Raw genomic sequence first — 14763 nt, forward strand, 5'->3', positions numbered from 1 at the left:
GTCGTCATGCCCGGGCTTGTCCCGGGCATCCACGAACTTTGGCGCCGGGGCGAAGAACGTGGATGGCCGGGACAAGCCGGGCCATGACGGAGTATGGGGCAGGGGGCGTCATGCCTTTTCAGCGGTCGCCTTCGCATTCATCCTCGCGATCTGTGCATCCGTCGGCTGGGTCTACTCCCTCGGTCCTCTCCCGCTCGACGAAGCGCGGCGTGTCTCCACCACCGTCGTCGACCGCAACGGAAAACTGCTGCGCGCTTATGCGATGACGGACGGACGTTGGCGTTTGCCGGTCGAAACAAGAGCGAACGTCGATCCGACCTACCTGAAGCTGCTGTTCGCCTATGAGGACCAGCGCTTCTATGCCCATGACGGCATCGATCCGCTGGCGCTGGGCCGCGCCGCGTTGCAGCTCTCGACGCGTGGCCACATCGTGTCCGGCGGCTCAACCATCTCGATGCAGCTCGCCCGCCTGATGGAGCCGCGGCGGCAGCGCTCGCTCTACGCAAAGCTGCACCAGATCGTGCGCGCGATCGAGCTGGAGCGGAGGCTGAGCAAGGACGAGATCCTCAACCTCTACCTCGCGCTCGCGCCCTATGGTGGCAATCTCGAAGGCATCCGTGCCGCCTCGATCGCCTATCTCGGCAAGGAGCCGAAGCGGCTGTCGCTGGCGGAAGCAGCGCTTTTGGTCGCGCTGCCGCAATCGCCGGAGACGCGGAGGCTCGACCGCTATCCCGACGCGGCACGTATCGCCCGCGACCGCGTGCTCGACCGCATGGTCGAGGAGCATGTGGTCAGCACCGACGACGCCAGGCAGGCCAAGGCCGTGCCGGTGCCAAAGCTGCGCAAGCCGATGCCGATGCTGGCGCCGCACGCCTCCGACAGCGCGCTTGCGACGGTCAAGGACGGACCGGTCATCAAGCTGACGCTGGATTCCAATCTCCAAAAGGTGCTGGAGCCCTTGGCGCGTGACCGCGCGATTGCGCTGGGGCCGAACATCTCGGTCGGCATCATCGTGGTCGACAATGACAGCGGCGATGTGCTCGCGCGTGTCGGCTCGGCCGATTATTTCGACGATAGCCGGGCAGGGCAGGTCGACATGACCCGCGCCATTCGCTCGCCGGGCTCGACGCTGAAGCCGTTCATCTACGGCCTCGCCTTTGAGGACGGTTTTGTTCATCCCGACAGTCTGATCGACGACCGCCCGGTCCGCTTCGGCTCCTACGCGCCGGAAAATTTCGACATGACGTTCCAGGGCACGGTGCCGGTGAAGAAGGCGCTCCAGCTCTCGCTGAACGTGCCAGCGATCGTATTGCTCGATCGCGTCGGCTCGAGCCGGCTGGCCTCGCGGTTGCGCCAGGCCGGCGGCAACCTCGTTCTGCCCAAGGACGAAGCACCCGGGCTTGCGATGGGCCTCGGCGGCGTCGGCATAACGCTGCAGGATCTCGTGCAACTCTATGCAGGCTTCGCCCGGCTCGGCACCACCAAGCCGCTGCGCGAGGTCATGGCGGTCACGGATAACCGCGAGCCGCTGCGGCTGCTGGATCAGGTCGCGGCCTGGCAAGTCGGCAACGTGCTCCTGGGAACCCCACCGCCGGAGAACGCCGCCCACAACCGTATCGCCTTCAAGACCGGCACGTCCTACGGCTATCGCGACGCCTGGTCGGTCGGGTTCGACGGCCGGATGACCATCGGCGTCTGGGTCGGCCGACCCGATGGCGCGCCGGTTCCCGGCCTGATCGGCCGCGTCGCGGCCGCGCCCATCCTGTTCGATGCCTTCGCGCGGACCGGCAAGACGTTGGTTCCGCTGCCGAAGCCGCCCAGGGGAACCCTGGTCGCCAGCAACGCGAAGTTGCCGTTGCCGCTGAAGCGGTTCCGCCCGGTCGGGGAACTGGTCCGGACCGGGGGCGAGCAGGCGCTCCACATCCAGTTCCCGCTCAACGGCTCCCGGATCGACGTGGATCGCTCGGGCGGGGCAGAGGCCGCCGCCATGCCCGTGAAGGTCGCCGGCGGGGTGTTGCCGATGACTGTCATGGTCAACGGTACCGCGCTCGGCGAGATCGACGGGCGGCGCCAGCGCCTGATCGATCCGCCCGGCCCGGGCTTTGCACGGCTGACCGTGATCGACGCCACTGGCGCCGCGGACACAGTTGTCATTCGAATTCAATGACCTTGCCTTAAGCGGTTGTGGCGATGGCGGTTTCAGCGTAAGCGGAACCAATGGCCGAGACCTATCCGACTCCCCGTTTTGGAGCGCCCCGAGAGCCGAAAACGCCCGTGAATCCGGGCAGTCGGCTCGTGCTGATGCTCGACTTTGTCACCGCCAGCCACGCCCGCGCTGTGGCCTTCCTCGCGCTGTGCGCGCTGCTGCTGTTCCTGCCCGGCTTCTTCACCATTCCGCCGATCGATCGCGACGAGGCGCGCTTTGCGCAGGCCACCAAGCAGATGGTCGAGAGCGGCGACTATGTCGACATCCGCTTCCAGGAGGACGTGCGCTACAAGAAACCTGTCGGCATCTACTGGTTGCAATCCGCAGCTGTCGAAGTCGCCACTGCGCTGAAGCTGCCAAAGGCCGAACTCCGGATCTGGGTCTACCGGCTGCCGTCGCTGCTGGGGGCGATCGGCGCCGTGCTGATGACCTATTGGGCGGCGCTTGGCTTCGTCACGCGGCGCGCCGCGGTGCTTGCCGGGCTTCTGATGTGCTCCTCCGTGCTGCTCGGCGTCGAGGCGCGGCTCGCCAAGACCGACGCGATGCTGCTGTTTTGCGTGGTCGCCGCGATGGGGGCGATGGCGCGCGCCTATCTGTCCTGGCAGCGTGCCGAGGACGAAACCCATCCGCCCTGGAGCTGGCCGGCGATCTTCTGGACTGCACTTGCCGTCGGCATCCTGATCAAGGGCCCGTTGATCCTGATGTTCGCAGGCCTGACGATCGTTGCGCTCGCGATCCAGGACCGCGATTCCTCGTGGCTGTGGAAGCTGCGCCCGGTCTGGGGCCTGATGTGGATGCTGGTGCTGGTGCTGCCCTGGTTCGTCGCGATCTTCTGGCGCGCGGGCGATGCCTTCTTCGCAGACTCTGTCGGCGGCGACATGCTGAGCAAGATCGGCGCGCAGGAGTCCCATGGCGCGCCGCCCGGCCTTTACCTGGCGCTGTTCTGGATCACCTTCTGGCCGGGCGCGCCGCTCGCGGCGATGGCAGCCCCCGCGGTGTGGCGGGCACGGCGCGAGCCCGGCGCGCAGTTCCTGCTGGCCTGGCTGATTCCATCCTGGATCGTGTTCGAGGCGGTGCTGACCAAGCTGCCGCATTACGTGCTGCCGCTCTATCCCGCGATTGCGATCCTTACCGCCGGCGCACTGGAGCGGAACGTACTGTCGCGCTCCTGGCTGGCGCGCGGCTCGGCCTGGTGGTTCGCGATCCCCGCGGGCGGCTCGATCATTGCGGTGGTCGGCGCCGTCATGCTGACGCGGCAGCCGGCCTTCGTGGCCTGGCCGTTCATCGCGGCCTCGCTGATCTTCGGCCTGTTCGCCTGGTGGCTCTATGACAACAACCGCGCCGAGCGCTCGGTGCTCAACGCGCTGGTCGCGGCGCTGATGCTGGCGGTCGTGGTCTACGGCATCGTGCTGCCGTCGCTGACGCCGCTGTTTCCGAGCATCGAGGTCGCGCGTGCGCTGCGCAACGTGACCTGCGTCGGGCCGAAGGCAGCGTCGGCCGGCTATCACGAGCCGAGCCTCGTCTTCCTGACGGGCACCCAGACGCTGCTGACCGACGGATCGGGAGCCGCCGATTTCCTCAGGCAGGGAAGCTGCCGGTTTGCGCTGATCGAGCAGCGCTCGGAGCGCAGCTTCGTGCTGCGTGCCGAAGCAATCGGGCTGCGCTACAAGGTTGGGGCGCGCATCGACGGCTATAATTTCTCGCAAGGGCGCGCGATCTCGATCTCGATCTTCCGCTCCGAGGGCACCGAATAGGATGTCGGGCTCAATCACCATCGCACCGCGCGCAAGCTACCCCGTGCAACTGCTCGGAGTCGCGGGACGCGCGCTGGCGCAGCTCACGCGCGCGCCCTCGCATTCGCGCCGCGACGCGGCTGCGCGAAAACTGGCGCGGCATTCGCTGTGGCTCAGTGCGGTGGGTGCCGCTTTGGTTATCGTGCTGATGGTCGCGTTCGATCGGACCGAGATCCAGCTGATGCCGGCGCGCGGTACGCCGGCGCTCTGGCCGATCCGCATCCTCACCGATTTCGGCAAGGACGAGAATGTGCTCTCGTTGCTGGGTGTCGCGCTCATTGTCGTAGCGCTTGTTGCGGCCGCGATGCACGGCACACGCCGCGCGCTGCTGCTCGGCTTCGGCACAAGGCTGCAATATCTGTTTCTGTCCGTTGCCCTGTCGATGTTCGCCACCGATATCCTGAAATATCTCATCGGCCGCGGGCGTCCATTCGTCGGCGGCAAGGCCGATCCGTTCAACTTCATTCCGTTCGAGGGCACGGGGGCATATGCCAGCCTGCCGTCGGGGCATGCGGTGACGGTGTTTGCATTGGCGTTTGCGGTTTCGGCGCTCTGGCCGCGCCTGCGCTTGTTCATGTTCACATACGCAATCGTGATCGTGCTGACGCGCCTGGTGCTGCTGGCGCATCACCCGAGTGACGTCACGGCCGGTGCGCTGGTCGGCGTGGTCGGCGCTATGGCCGTCCGCTACTGGTTTGCGGCGCGCCGGCTCGCTTTTGCCATCCGGGCCGACGGCACCATCGTGCCGCTTCCGGGACCGCTTCCAGGGCGCCTCAAAAGGGTTGCCCGCGGGGCATCTGCCCCATAAAAGCGGCTGCTTCCCGGGGCTGCCGGTTCCCGAGGTCGCAGGCCAATTCCAACCACGAGCTTCGATTTGTCGTCGTCCCAGCCTTCGGTTTCCATCGTCGTCCCCGTGCGCAACGAAGCCGACAACATTGCGCCTTTGATCGAGGAGATCACGGCCGCGCTCGATGGCCGCTGGGCCTATGAGATCATCTATGTCAATGACGGCTCGACCGATGCGACCGGCGAGCGGCTCGCCGCGATCATGGCGCAGCGGGACAATCTGCGGCAGCTGCGTCATACCAAATCGGGCGGCCAGTCGGCGGCGGTGCGCAGCGGCGTGCGTGCGGCCCGCGGCCCGATCGTGGCGACGCTCGATGGCGACGGCCAGAACAATCCGGCCTTTCTGCCGGACCTAATCGGGGCGGTCGAGAAGGGCGCCAATGTCGGGCTTGCCGCGGGACAGCGCGTCGGACGCAAGGACACCGGCTTCAAGAAATTCCAGTCGCGGGTGGCCAACAAGATCCGCAACGCGATCCTGCAGGACGGCACGCGCGACACCGGCTGTGGGCTGAAGGCATTCCGGCGCGAGGTCTTCCTGACCATGCCCTATTTCGACGGGCTGCATCGTTTCCTGCCGGCGCTGGTTCGCCGCGAAGGTTTTGACATCGCCTATGTCGACGTGATCGACCGGCCGCGCCATTCCGGCGTGTCCAATTACGGCTTCTTCGACCGGCTATGGATCGGGATCATGGATCTCGCCGGCGTGTGGTGGCTGATCCGCCGCAAGAAGCCGACGCCAGAAGTGACTGAGGTGACGGCATGATCATCCAATACGGCCAGGCACTGAGCAACTATCTCTACGACGTCTTCGTCGCCAAGTTCGATTTCTGGCTTGCCTTCGGCCTGGTTGCGCAACTGTTCTTCACTGCGCGCTTCCTGGTGCAGTGGATCGCGAGCGAACGCGCCGGCAACAGCGTGGTGCCGATGGCGTTCTGGTTCTGCTCGATGGGCGGCGGGTTGATGACGCTGGTCTACGGCGTGGTGAAGCGCGAACCCGTGATCATTCTGGGACAGGCGCTGGCGACGATCATCTATGTCCGCAACATCATGCTAATCATCAAGAACCGCGGCCGGACGTCGAAGACGCTGGGCCGCTGATCCGGGAACCTCCCAAAAGCTGTTCGAAACCGACCCAAATCGGCGCTTGCTATTTCAAGACCGATTGGTTCATATATCGGTATGCGCCACCAATCTCCCGTGCAGTTGCCGCGTGGGCGGCCCCGCGGTTTCGACGTCGAAGCTGCGGTCGAGCGCGCCATGGATGTGTTCTGGTCGCGTGGCTATCACGGCACGGCGTTGCCGGACTTGCTGCGGGCAACGAAGCTTTCGCGCGGCAGCTTGTACGCCGCCTTTGGCGACAAGCATTCGCTCTTCCTGAGGGCGCTCGATCGCTACATCGCGGATGCCCTGGCGCGGATGGAGGTCGAATTCGATCCGCGCAAGGATCCGATTGACGGTCTCAAGACCTACCTTGCAGGCTATGTCGAGCGCACCAGCGGCAGTAATGGCCGGCGCGGCTGCCTGCTGGTGGCCACGGCCATGGAACTGGCGGGCCAGGATGCCGAGGTTGGCCGTCGCGTCGCGGGCTTCTTTAAGGCGATGGAGGGTAGGGTGGCGGACGCACTCTCCCGCGCCAAGGCGGCGGGCCAACTGGCCGATGGCGTCGAGCCCGTGAGTGCCGCGCGAATTCTGGTCTGTTTCGTCGAGGGGCTGCGCGTGACCGGCAAGGCGGCGCCGGCACGGGCTACGTCGCAAGCCACCGCGGACGCGCTGCTCGATCGTTTCATCAGGTAAGCAATCCCATGGACGCTTCCGCTCATTGGCACGCCCATATCTGGACCGATTGGTCCTGAAAGGCTTTACCCCATGTCTGCTATTCAGATCATCTGCGCGGTCGCCGTCCCGTTGCTCTGGGGCTATCAGTTCGTCGCGATCAAGGTGGGCGTGAGCGAGTTTCCGCCACTGTTCTTCCTCGCATTGCGCTTCCTGGTTATCGCGCTGCTGCTGGTTCCATTCGTCGCTAGGCCTGCGCGTCGGCAGCTCGGCCCGATCGCGGCGATTTCGCTGTTCCTGGGCGGACTGAACTTCGGGCTGTTCTATGTCGGCCTTGGGCTCGGCTCGGGCAGCATCTCGGCGGTCGCGTATCAGCTCGCCACGCCATTCACCGTGCTGCTGGCCTGGCCGCTGCTTGCGGAGAAGCCATCTCTGATCACCTCCGCCGGCGTGGTGCTGGCCTTCGCCGGCGTGGTCGTACTGGCGGCGGGATCCGGCCTTTCGGGAAACATGCTTCCGCTGCTGCTCGTGGTCGGCGCCGCCTTCGCGTTCGCCGTGTCCAACGTCCTGACAAAGCGCTACGGCCCGTTCGATCCCCTGATGCTGATGGGCTGGTCGTCACTGCTCACGGTGCCGCAGGTCATGTTGATGTCGCTGCTGCTTGAATATGGACAGATGGCGAGCCTTGTCACGGCGGATGGACGCGGCTGGCTGGCGCTCGCCTACACGATCTTCATCGGCGGCATTGTCGGGTTCAGCCTGTGGTTCTGGCTGATCGGGCGCTGCTCGATGGGGCGCGTCGCGCCCTTCGGCCTGCTGCTACCGGTGTTCGCGCTGATGTCGAGCGTGTTGTTCCTGGGCGAGCGCATCACGCCAAAGCTGATCGTCGGCGGGCTGCTCGCGATCTCCGGCGTCGCCATCACGCAAGTCAAGCCGCGCGCGCGACCAACCTGATCTTGGCGCTAGCGCGGTAGCGCCGTCGCACCTGACGCGGGCAGGGCGGCCGTCTCCGCCTCGGCCCGGCGATAGGGTTGGCCTGCCGCATCCAGCACGGGATAGGCGACCGAGCAGATATGCGAGTGGATGCGGCGCAGATCGCGCAGCACGTCCAGATGCAACGACGTGGTCTCGATGGTCTCGGGGCGGCCCTCGCGCAGGCGGTCGAGATGGCGCTCGACGGCGGCGAGCTCGGTGTTCTTCAGCGCGGTCTTTTCCACGAGTAGCTTGCGGGCCTCATTGGCATCGCCCGACATGAACACGCCGAATGCGATCCGCAGCGAATCCATCGTGCGCTTGTGGAACGCGGCGAGCTCCTCGGCCCCTTCAGCCGAGAACTGGAAGCGCCGCTTGATCTTCTTGGTCGCAAGCTCGCTCAAATTCTTGTCGATGATGTCGCCGATATGTTCGAGGTTGATGGCGAAGGAGATGATCTCCATCGCACGCCGCCCCTCGCTCTCGTCGAGACTGCCGCGGGTCAGCTTCGTGACGTAGAGCTTGATGGCCTCGTCGAGACTGTCGACGACATTGTCCGTCTTCGAGACCTGGTCGACCAGCGAGCGGTCGCCGGTCATCATCGCGGCCATCACCTTGCGCAGCATGGTTTCGACGAGATCGCCCATGCGCAGCGTCTCGCGGGCGGCGTCCGCGAGCGCGAGCGAGGGGCTCTCCAGCGCGGTCTCGTCGAGATAGCGCGGCCGCGCCGGATCGGTTTCCTGCGCGCGATCCGGCAGGAGCTTCGTCAACAGCCGCGACATCGTGTCGAGCAGGCCGATGAAGAGGACCGCCGTGCCGACGTTGAAGGCAATGTGGAACGCCGCAATCATCTTGGCGAGATCGGGCTGCCAGGCATGCAGGTGGCCCGCGATCGTGCCCAGGAATGGCAGCGCCAGTGCAATGCCGACGACGCGGTTGACGAGATTGCCGACCGGCAGGCGATAGCTCGCGGGATCGTCGCGCTTTGCGCCTTCGAACACAGGATTGATGGCGCTGCCGAGATTGGCCCCGAGCACCAGCGCCAGTCCTGCGTCGGGCGTAATGAATTGCGAATAGGCCAGCGACATGATCAGCAGCACGCTGGCGACGCTCGAATGCACGGCCCATGTCAGGAGTGCAGCGACGATGATGCACAGGACAGGGTCGCCTGTTATCGCCGACATCACGACGCGCACGCCAGGCGCGTTCTCCGCCGGCGCCAGCGTGTCGAGCAGGATGTGCAGCGACAGCAGCATCAAGCCGAGGCCGATGAAAAGCCGGCCCACATCCTTGATCCGCGAACGCGGGCCGGAGCGGAAGGCGACGAGGCCGAGCACGAACAGGACGGGGGCTACGGCTGCGATATTGAACGACAGCGCCTGCACGATGAGTGTGGTGCCGACATTGGCCCCCAGCATGATGGCGAGCGCGGCGACGAGGTTGAGCAGACCCTCGGCGGCAAAGGAGCTGGTCAGCAGTGCGGTCGCCGTGCTGCTCTGAAGCAGCGCGGTGAGGCCCAGGCCGGCTCCAAACGCGCTGAAGCGGTTGCCGAGGGCCTTGCCGAGCAGGCGTCGCAGGTCGAGGCCAAAGGCGCGCAGGATGCCGCTTTGGACCATATGCAGGCCCCACAGCAAAAGCGCGACGCCGCCCATCAGATCGAGCAGTACCAACGTTCCCATGCTCCGTGTCCAGATTGGAGTCGAGGGGTCAGGCTAACGCCAAACCAACACGGATCAAACCCCTTGTTGGCGCGTCGGCGTTAGCGTTTGCGTCGGCTGCACGTTCCCGCGGAGTGCCTTGGCGCGTCCGCAGGCGAGATGCCTTGTGATGAGGCTCACATTGCCGCTTTGAGGGCAGCGAAGCCGCGATCGAGATCGGCCTTGAGGTCGTCGACGCTCTCCAGCCCAATGTGAAGTCGCAGCGTCGGGCCGCCCGGCGCCCACTTCGTGGCCGTGCGATAGTCGTTGCAATCAAAGGGAATCGCGAGGCTCTCGAAGCCGCCCCAGGAAAAGCCCATGCCGAACAGCTGGAGTGTATTCAGCATGGTGTCGACGGCCTTCTGCGGCGCCGGCTTCAACACGATGCTGAACAGGCCGGAGGCGCCGGTGAAGTCGCGCTTCCAGATGGCGTGGCCCGGATCGGTCTCGAGGCCCGGATGCAGGACGCGTGCGACCTCGGGTCGGCTGGCGAGCCAGCGCGCCATGTCGAGGCCGGAGCGATGATGCTGCGCAAGCCGCACTGACAACGTGCGCAGGCCACGCAGTGCGAGGAAGACGTCATCAGGACCGGCGCAGACGCCGAGCAGGCGAATGCCTTCTGAAATCTGCGGCCAGGTCTTGGCGTTGGCCGAGATGGTGCCGAACATGATGTCGGAATGGCCGCCGATATATTTGGTGGCCGCCTGCATGCTGATGTCGACACCCTGCTCGAGCGAGCGGTGATAGAGCGGCGTCGCCCAGGTGTTGTCGTCGATGACGAGCGCGTCGCGCGCATGGGCTACGTGCGCGATGGCGCGGATGTCGGGCATCTCGAACGATTGCGAGCCCGGCGCCTCGACCAGCACGGCGCGGGTGTTGGGCTTGAACAGCTTCTCGATGCCGGCGCCGATCAGCGGATCGAAATAGGTGGTCTCGATGCCAAGGCGGGCGAGCATGCCGTTGCAGAAATTGCGCGTGGGACGATAGACGTTGTCGCAGACCAGGATGTGGTCGCCGGTCTTCAGGACCGAGAGCAGGGTGGTCGAGATCGCCGACAGGCCGGACGGGACGATGCCGACGCCGGCGCATTGCGGCCCCTCCAGCGCCATCAGCGTGTCCTGGAACGCCCGCGTCGTCGGGCTGCCGTGGCGGCCATAGGTGAACTCGCCGCGATGGGCGTGCAGGTCCTCGGCGGTCGGATAGAGCACGGTCGAGCCGTGGAACACCGGCGGATTGACGAACCCTCTCTGCGCCTTGGTGTCGCGGCCTGAGGTGACAAGCCGGGTCTCGGCGTGCTGCTGTGCGGGGTGCGAGGATTCCATGCGTCTGCTTTCAAAAAGCGCTTCCGCCGGGCGCGGATCGCGCGGTCGGGGCGGCCTGGGGGCCACTGACGTTAATAACAGAACACAGAAGAGTCCCGTCAACCCCTTGACCCGGCACGCCAGTCGTTCTGTGATGCGCAGGTGCTATTCAGTCGCCGCATGTTGAGGGGCCTGCCGCGACCTTCGATCCATCGTCTGACCGGACCTAGCGTCACAGCCATAACGGCGGGCGCCTGCGGCGAGGATTAAGGTATGGCCTCCCAGGATGGGCGAGTGTTCGGCAAGGTAATCCAGCATGACTCTTGCAAGGCGACCCTTGTGTAGGGAAGTCTTGGCCGAGACACCGTTCCTGATCTTGAGATGACTTTGAAAGGCTTGAAGCCCATGAAACGCGTAACCCTGGCTCTCTCTCTTGCTCTCGCCGCCGGCCTCTCTGCCCAGGCCGCCGATGCGCAAACGCTCAAGACCGTCAAGGACCGGGGCATGCTGTCCTGCGGCGTCAGCCAGGGCCTGCCGGGCTTCTCCTCGCCCGACGACAAGGGCAACTGGACCGGCCTCGACGTCGACGTCTGCCGCGCCATTGCGGCCGCCATCTTCGACGATCCGACGAAAGTCAAATTCGTGCCGACCTCGGCCAAGGACCGCTTTACCGCGCTGCAATCCGGCGAGATCGACGTGCTCTCGCGCAACACCACCTGGACCATCTCGCGCGACACCTCGCTCGGCGCCAACTTCACCGGCGTGACCTATTATGATGGGCAGGGCTTCATGGTGAAGAAGTCGCTCAAGGTGAGTTCGGCGCTGGAACTGAACAGCGCCTCGGTCTGCGTGCAGACCGGCACCACCACCGAGCAGAACCTCGCCGACTACTTCAAGGCCAATAACATGAAGTACGAGGTGATCGCGTTCGGAACCAACGACGAAACCGTCAAGGCCTATGAGGCCGGGCGCTGCGACGTCTTCACCACCGACCAGTCGGGCCTCTACGCCAACCGCCTGAAGCTCGCCAATCCCAACGACCACATGGTTCTTCCCGAGATCATCTCGAAGGAGCCGCTCGGACCGATGGTGCGCCACGGCGACGACCAGTGGTTCGACCTCGTGAAATGGACGCTGTTCGCCATGATCACGGCCGAAGAGCTCGGCATCACCTCGAAGAACGTCGACGAGAAGGCCAAGATGGAGAATCCGGAGCTGAAACGCGTCCTCGGCACTGACGGCAATTTCGGCGAGCAGCTCGGCGTGACCAAGGACTGGGTGATCCGCATCGTCAAGGCCGTGGGCAATTACGGCGAGGTGTTCGACCGCAATGTCGGCGCGGGCTCGCCGCTCGCGATCAACCGCGGTTTGAACAATCTCTGGAACAAGGGTGGTCTCCAGTACGCGCCGCCGATCCGCTGATCCCGTCCGATCGGCCGGCATAAGGCAATGAGCACCGAGGCTCGTAAACCGCCGCTCCAGATCGCGCTGAAGATCAGGCGCCTTCTGGGTGGCAAGGCAGGCTGGAACGGCGTCGCCGTCCAGTTTGCCTTCGCGGCGGTGCTCGGCTGGATCGCTTACGAGATCATCTCGAATGCCCGCGCCAACCTCGAAAACCAGCACATTGCCGCCGGCTTCGGCTTTCTCAGCAACAATGCCGGCTTCGACGTCAACCAGACCCTGATCTCCTATACCGGCTCCGACACGTTCCTGCGGGTGTTCGTGGTCGGGCTGTTGAACACGCTCGTGGTCTCCGTGGTGGGCATCGTGTTCGCCACTGTGATCGGCTTCATCGTCGCGTTGTGCCGGCTGTCGCCGAACTGGCTGGTGTCGCGTGTCGGCGAGATCTATGTCGAGCTCATCCGCAACCTGCCGCTGCTGTTCCAGATCCTGTTCTGGTACCTGGCAGTGCTCGCGGCGCTTCCCAATCCGCGGCAGAGCATCTCGTTTCTTGGCATCGCCTTCATCAGCAATCGCGGCCTGGTCATTCCGCAGCCGATTGGGCAGGCTGGTCTGGAGCCGTTCCTGGCGGCACTGGGATTCGGCATCGTCGCTGCTCTGGCGTTGCGCATCTATGCGCGGCGGGCGTTGTTCTTGCGCGGACAGATGATCCGCATCTGGCCTTACGTGCTGGGCCTCGTCATCGGGCTGCCGCTTGTCACCATGCTGGTGTTCGGTCTGCCCTTTACCGTCGAGCTGCCGCAGCTCAAGGGTTTCAATTTCGCCGGCGGCGCGCGCATCATTCCGGAATTCGTGGCGCTGACGCTGGCGCTGTCGACCTACACCGCGGCCTTCATCGCGGAGATCGTGCGCGCCGGCATCCAGTCTGTTCACAAGGGACAGATGGAAGCGGGGTCCTCGCTGGGCCTGAGCCGCGGCACCACGCTGCGGCTGATCGTGGTGCCGCAGGCGATGCGCGTGATCGTGCCGCCGCTGACCAACCAGTATCTCAACCTCACCAAGAATTCCTCGCTCGCGGTCGCGATCGGCTATCCCGACCTCGTGTCGGTATGGGCCGGCACGTCGCTGAGCCAGACCGGGCAGGCGATCGAGATCATCACGATGACGATGGGCGTCTACCTCCTGATCTCGCTGATCACCAGCGGGGTGATGAGCATCTACGGCTGGCGCCTGAACCGGAGTCTCGGCGCATGACCGACATCACCGCGTCATCCTTCGTCCGCCAGGACCTGGTCGCCGAGCGTCCCGCGCCGGTCAAGACATCAGGTTTTGTCGGCCTGCTGCGGACCCGTCTGTTCAACTCGCCGACCAACATCCTGCTCACGATCGTCGGCGCCTTGCTGCTCTGGTTCACGATCATTCCGTCCGTCAGGTTCCTGATCGTCGATGCGGTCTGGAACGGCAAGGACCGCGGCGCCTGCCTCGCCGAGAACGCCGGATTTACTGTCGGCGCCTGCTGGCCCTACATCCAGGCCAAGCTGCCGCAGCTGATCTACGGCTTCTATCCGGAAGCCGAGCGCTGGCGGGTCAATCTTGCGCTGATCCTGGCGGCAGCGCTGCTGCTGCCACTGTTGATCCCACGCCTGCCGGCCAAGGGGCTCAATGCCAGCCTGTTCTTCTTCGCCTTTCCGGTCGTCGCGTTCTTCTTGCTGCATGGCGGCGGCATCAGCGGCTTCGGCCTGAGCTGGACCGCCGGCTTGCTGGAACTGTTCGACGACAGCATCGTCAGCGCCGGGCGGGTGCTGCTCAGCCTGAGCAAGACGTCGGTGATCGCGCCGCTGCTGTGGGTTGTCGGCAATCTCATCGTGCTGGTCGGCACAGCGATCCATTGGCTGATCTTCCCGTTGACCTGGCTGCGCGACCAGGTCCAGGCGTCAGGGCAATCGGTCTGGGTCGATTTTGCCATCACGACGGCGTTCGTCTCGCTGATCGCCTTCGTGCTCGGCGGCGGCATGCGCACGGGGTGGCGCGCGCTCGCGTCGAGCATCGCCACCTTCGTCGCCATCGCGATTGTTATCAAGTTGATGGGGCTCGACCATGGCGGCTTGCCGATCGTCGCGACCAATCTCTGGGGCGGGCTGCTGGTGACATTGGTGGTCTCCGTGACCGGCATCGTCACCTCGCTGCCGATCGGCATCGCGCTGGCACTCGGCCGACGCGCCTCGATCCCGCTGATCCGGATCTTCTCGATCGCGTTCATCGAGTTCTGGCGCGGCGTGCCGCTGATCACCGTGCTGTTCTTCGCCACCTACATGCTGCCGCTGTTCTTGCCCGGCAATTTCACCGTCGACGGCCTGGTGCGCGCGCTGATCGGCATTGCGCTGTTCACGGGCGCCTATCAGGCCGAGAACGTCCGCGGCGGTCTCGCCGCGATCCCGCGCGGGCAAAACGAAGCGGCGGCGGCGCTGGGCCTGTCCTGGTGGAAGACGACGTCGCTGATCGTGTTGCCGCAGGCGCTCCGCCATGTCATCCCGAACCTCGTCAACAGCTTCATCTCGCTGTTCAAGGACACCTCGCTGGTCTCGATCGTGGCGCTGTTCGACTTGCTGGGCTCGCTCCGGGCGTCGTTCTCGGACCCGAAATGGTCGACGCCGTCGACCGCGTTTACCGGCTTTGCCTTCGCCGGCATCATCTACTTCATCTTCTGCTTTGGAATGTCGCGCTACTCGCTCTTCGTCGAGCGCCGCCTCAACGCCCACCGCCGCAACTGATCG

General features: G+C 65.1%; 12 protein-coding genes. 10 read left to right on the top strand and 2 right to left on the bottom strand.

Annotated elements, in window-relative coordinates; genetic code table 11:
* Window positions 1-58 precede the first annotated feature (58 nt).
* From pbpC to ACLFLU_RS21845, 7 genes are all read left to right on the top strand, one after another.
* Window positions 59-2167, top strand: a complete 2109-nt coding sequence (pbpC, locus tag ACLFLU_RS21815; RefSeq protein WP_426406935.1) for a penicillin-binding protein 1C — start codon at window positions 59-61, stop codon at window positions 2165-2167.
* A gap of 50 nt (window positions 2168-2217) precedes the next feature.
* Entirely contained in the window at window positions 2218-3960 is a 1743-nt protein-coding gene (locus ACLFLU_RS21820) for an ArnT family glycosyltransferase (protein WP_426406936.1), read from the top strand.
* A 1-nt stretch (window position 3961) separates the two neighbouring features.
* Window positions 3962-4807: a phosphatase PAP2 family protein gene (locus ACLFLU_RS21825; RefSeq protein WP_426406937.1), complete on the top strand. Its 846-nt coding sequence runs from the start codon at window positions 3962-3964 to the stop codon at window positions 4805-4807.
* 66 nt (window positions 4808-4873) lie between these two features.
* The gene (locus ACLFLU_RS21830) at window positions 4874-5608 is read left to right on the top strand and encodes a glycosyltransferase family 2 protein (protein ID WP_426406938.1); all 735 of its coding nucleotides are present in this window, start codon (window positions 4874-4876) and stop codon (window positions 5606-5608) included.
* Complete coding sequence (locus tag ACLFLU_RS21835) at window positions 5605-5943, top strand: lipid-A-disaccharide synthase N-terminal domain-containing protein (protein ID WP_426406939.1); 339 nt, start codon at window positions 5605-5607, stop codon at window positions 5941-5943. Before ACLFLU_RS21830 ends, ACLFLU_RS21835 begins: the two co-directional genes overlap by 4 nt.
* A 159-nt stretch (window positions 5944-6102) precedes the next feature.
* Window positions 6103-6639, top strand: a complete 537-nt coding sequence (locus ACLFLU_RS21840; RefSeq protein WP_426406940.1) for a TetR/AcrR family transcriptional regulator — start codon at window positions 6103-6105, stop codon at window positions 6637-6639.
* A 72-nt stretch (window positions 6640-6711) separates the two neighbouring features.
* Window positions 6712-7572: a DMT family transporter gene (locus tag ACLFLU_RS21845; protein WP_426406941.1), complete on the top strand. Its 861-nt coding sequence runs from the start codon at window positions 6712-6714 to the stop codon at window positions 7570-7572.
* 8 nt (window positions 7573-7580) lie between these two features.
* Here the strand turns inward: ACLFLU_RS21845 and ACLFLU_RS21850 are convergent, their stop codons facing one another.
* Window positions 7581-9269 (bottom strand): Na/Pi cotransporter family protein, encoded by a 1689-nt coding sequence (locus ACLFLU_RS21850; RefSeq protein ID WP_426406942.1) that lies wholly within the window; start codon window positions 9267-9269, stop codon window positions 7581-7583.
* A 155-nt stretch (window positions 9270-9424) separates the two neighbouring features.
* Window positions 9425-10609, bottom strand: coding sequence for a cystathionine beta-lyase (gene metC / locus ACLFLU_RS21855; protein ID WP_426406943.1), 1185 nt, complete (start codon window positions 10607-10609; stop codon window positions 9425-9427).
* Window positions 10610-10993: 384 nt separating this feature from the next.
* Here metC and ACLFLU_RS21860 point away from each other — a divergent pair, with 384 nt between their 5' ends.
* Genes ACLFLU_RS21860 through ACLFLU_RS21870 form a run of 3 tightly spaced genes read left to right on the top strand, consistent with a single transcriptional unit; the run spans window position 10994 to window position 14760 of the window.
* Complete coding sequence (locus tag ACLFLU_RS21860; RefSeq protein ID WP_426406944.1) at window positions 10994-12010, top strand: amino acid ABC transporter substrate-binding protein; 1017 nt, start codon at window positions 10994-10996, stop codon at window positions 12008-12010.
* A 27-nt stretch (window positions 12011-12037) separates the two neighbouring features.
* The gene (locus tag ACLFLU_RS21865; RefSeq protein WP_426406945.1) at window positions 12038-13243 is read left to right on the top strand and encodes an amino acid ABC transporter permease; all 1206 of its coding nucleotides are present in this window, start codon (window positions 12038-12040) and stop codon (window positions 13241-13243) included.
* Window positions 13240-14760 (top strand): amino acid ABC transporter permease, encoded by a 1521-nt coding sequence (locus ACLFLU_RS21870; protein WP_426406946.1) that lies wholly within the window; start codon window positions 13240-13242, stop codon window positions 14758-14760. Before ACLFLU_RS21865 ends, ACLFLU_RS21870 begins: the two co-directional genes overlap by 4 nt.
* The last annotated feature ends 3 nt before the right edge of the window (window positions 14761-14763 follow it).

Source organism: Bradyrhizobium ganzhouense (assembly GCF_049949285.1).
GTDB lineage: Bacteria > Pseudomonadota > Alphaproteobacteria > Rhizobiales > Xanthobacteraceae > Bradyrhizobium > Bradyrhizobium ganzhouense.

What these genes read in the sequence shown, in the direction of transcription:
- ACLFLU_RS21860 (WP_426406944.1), top strand. Translation starts at nt 10,994, where the DNA reads ATGAAACGCGTAACCCTGGCTCTCTCTCTTGCTCTCGCCGCCGGCCTC.
- ACLFLU_RS21845 (WP_426406941.1), top strand. Translation starts at nt 6,712, where the DNA reads ATGTCTGCTATTCAGATCATCTGCGCGGTCGCCGTCCCGTTGCTCTGG.
- metC (WP_426406943.1), bottom strand. Translation starts at nt 10,609, where the DNA reads ATGGAATCCTCGCACCCCGCACAGCAGCACGCCGAGACCCGGCTTGTC.
- ACLFLU_RS21850 (WP_426406942.1), bottom strand. Translation starts at nt 9,269, where the DNA reads ATGGGAACGTTGGTACTGCTCGATCTGATGGGCGGCGTCGCGCTTTTG.
- ACLFLU_RS21865 (WP_426406945.1), top strand. Translation starts at nt 12,038, where the DNA reads ATGAGCACCGAGGCTCGTAAACCGCCGCTCCAGATCGCGCTGAAGATC.
- ACLFLU_RS21835 (WP_426406939.1), top strand. Translation starts at nt 5,605, where the DNA reads ATGATCATCCAATACGGCCAGGCACTGAGCAACTATCTCTACGACGTC.
- ACLFLU_RS21840 (WP_426406940.1), top strand. Translation starts at nt 6,103, where the DNA reads ATGGATGTGTTCTGGTCGCGTGGCTATCACGGCACGGCGTTGCCGGAC.
- ACLFLU_RS21820 (WP_426406936.1), top strand. Translation starts at nt 2,218, where the DNA reads ATGGCCGAGACCTATCCGACTCCCCGTTTTGGAGCGCCCCGAGAGCCG.
- ACLFLU_RS21825 (WP_426406937.1), top strand. Translation starts at nt 3,962, where the DNA reads ATGTCGGGCTCAATCACCATCGCACCGCGCGCAAGCTACCCCGTGCAA.
- ACLFLU_RS21870 (WP_426406946.1), top strand. Translation starts at nt 13,240, where the DNA reads ATGACCGACATCACCGCGTCATCCTTCGTCCGCCAGGACCTGGTCGCC.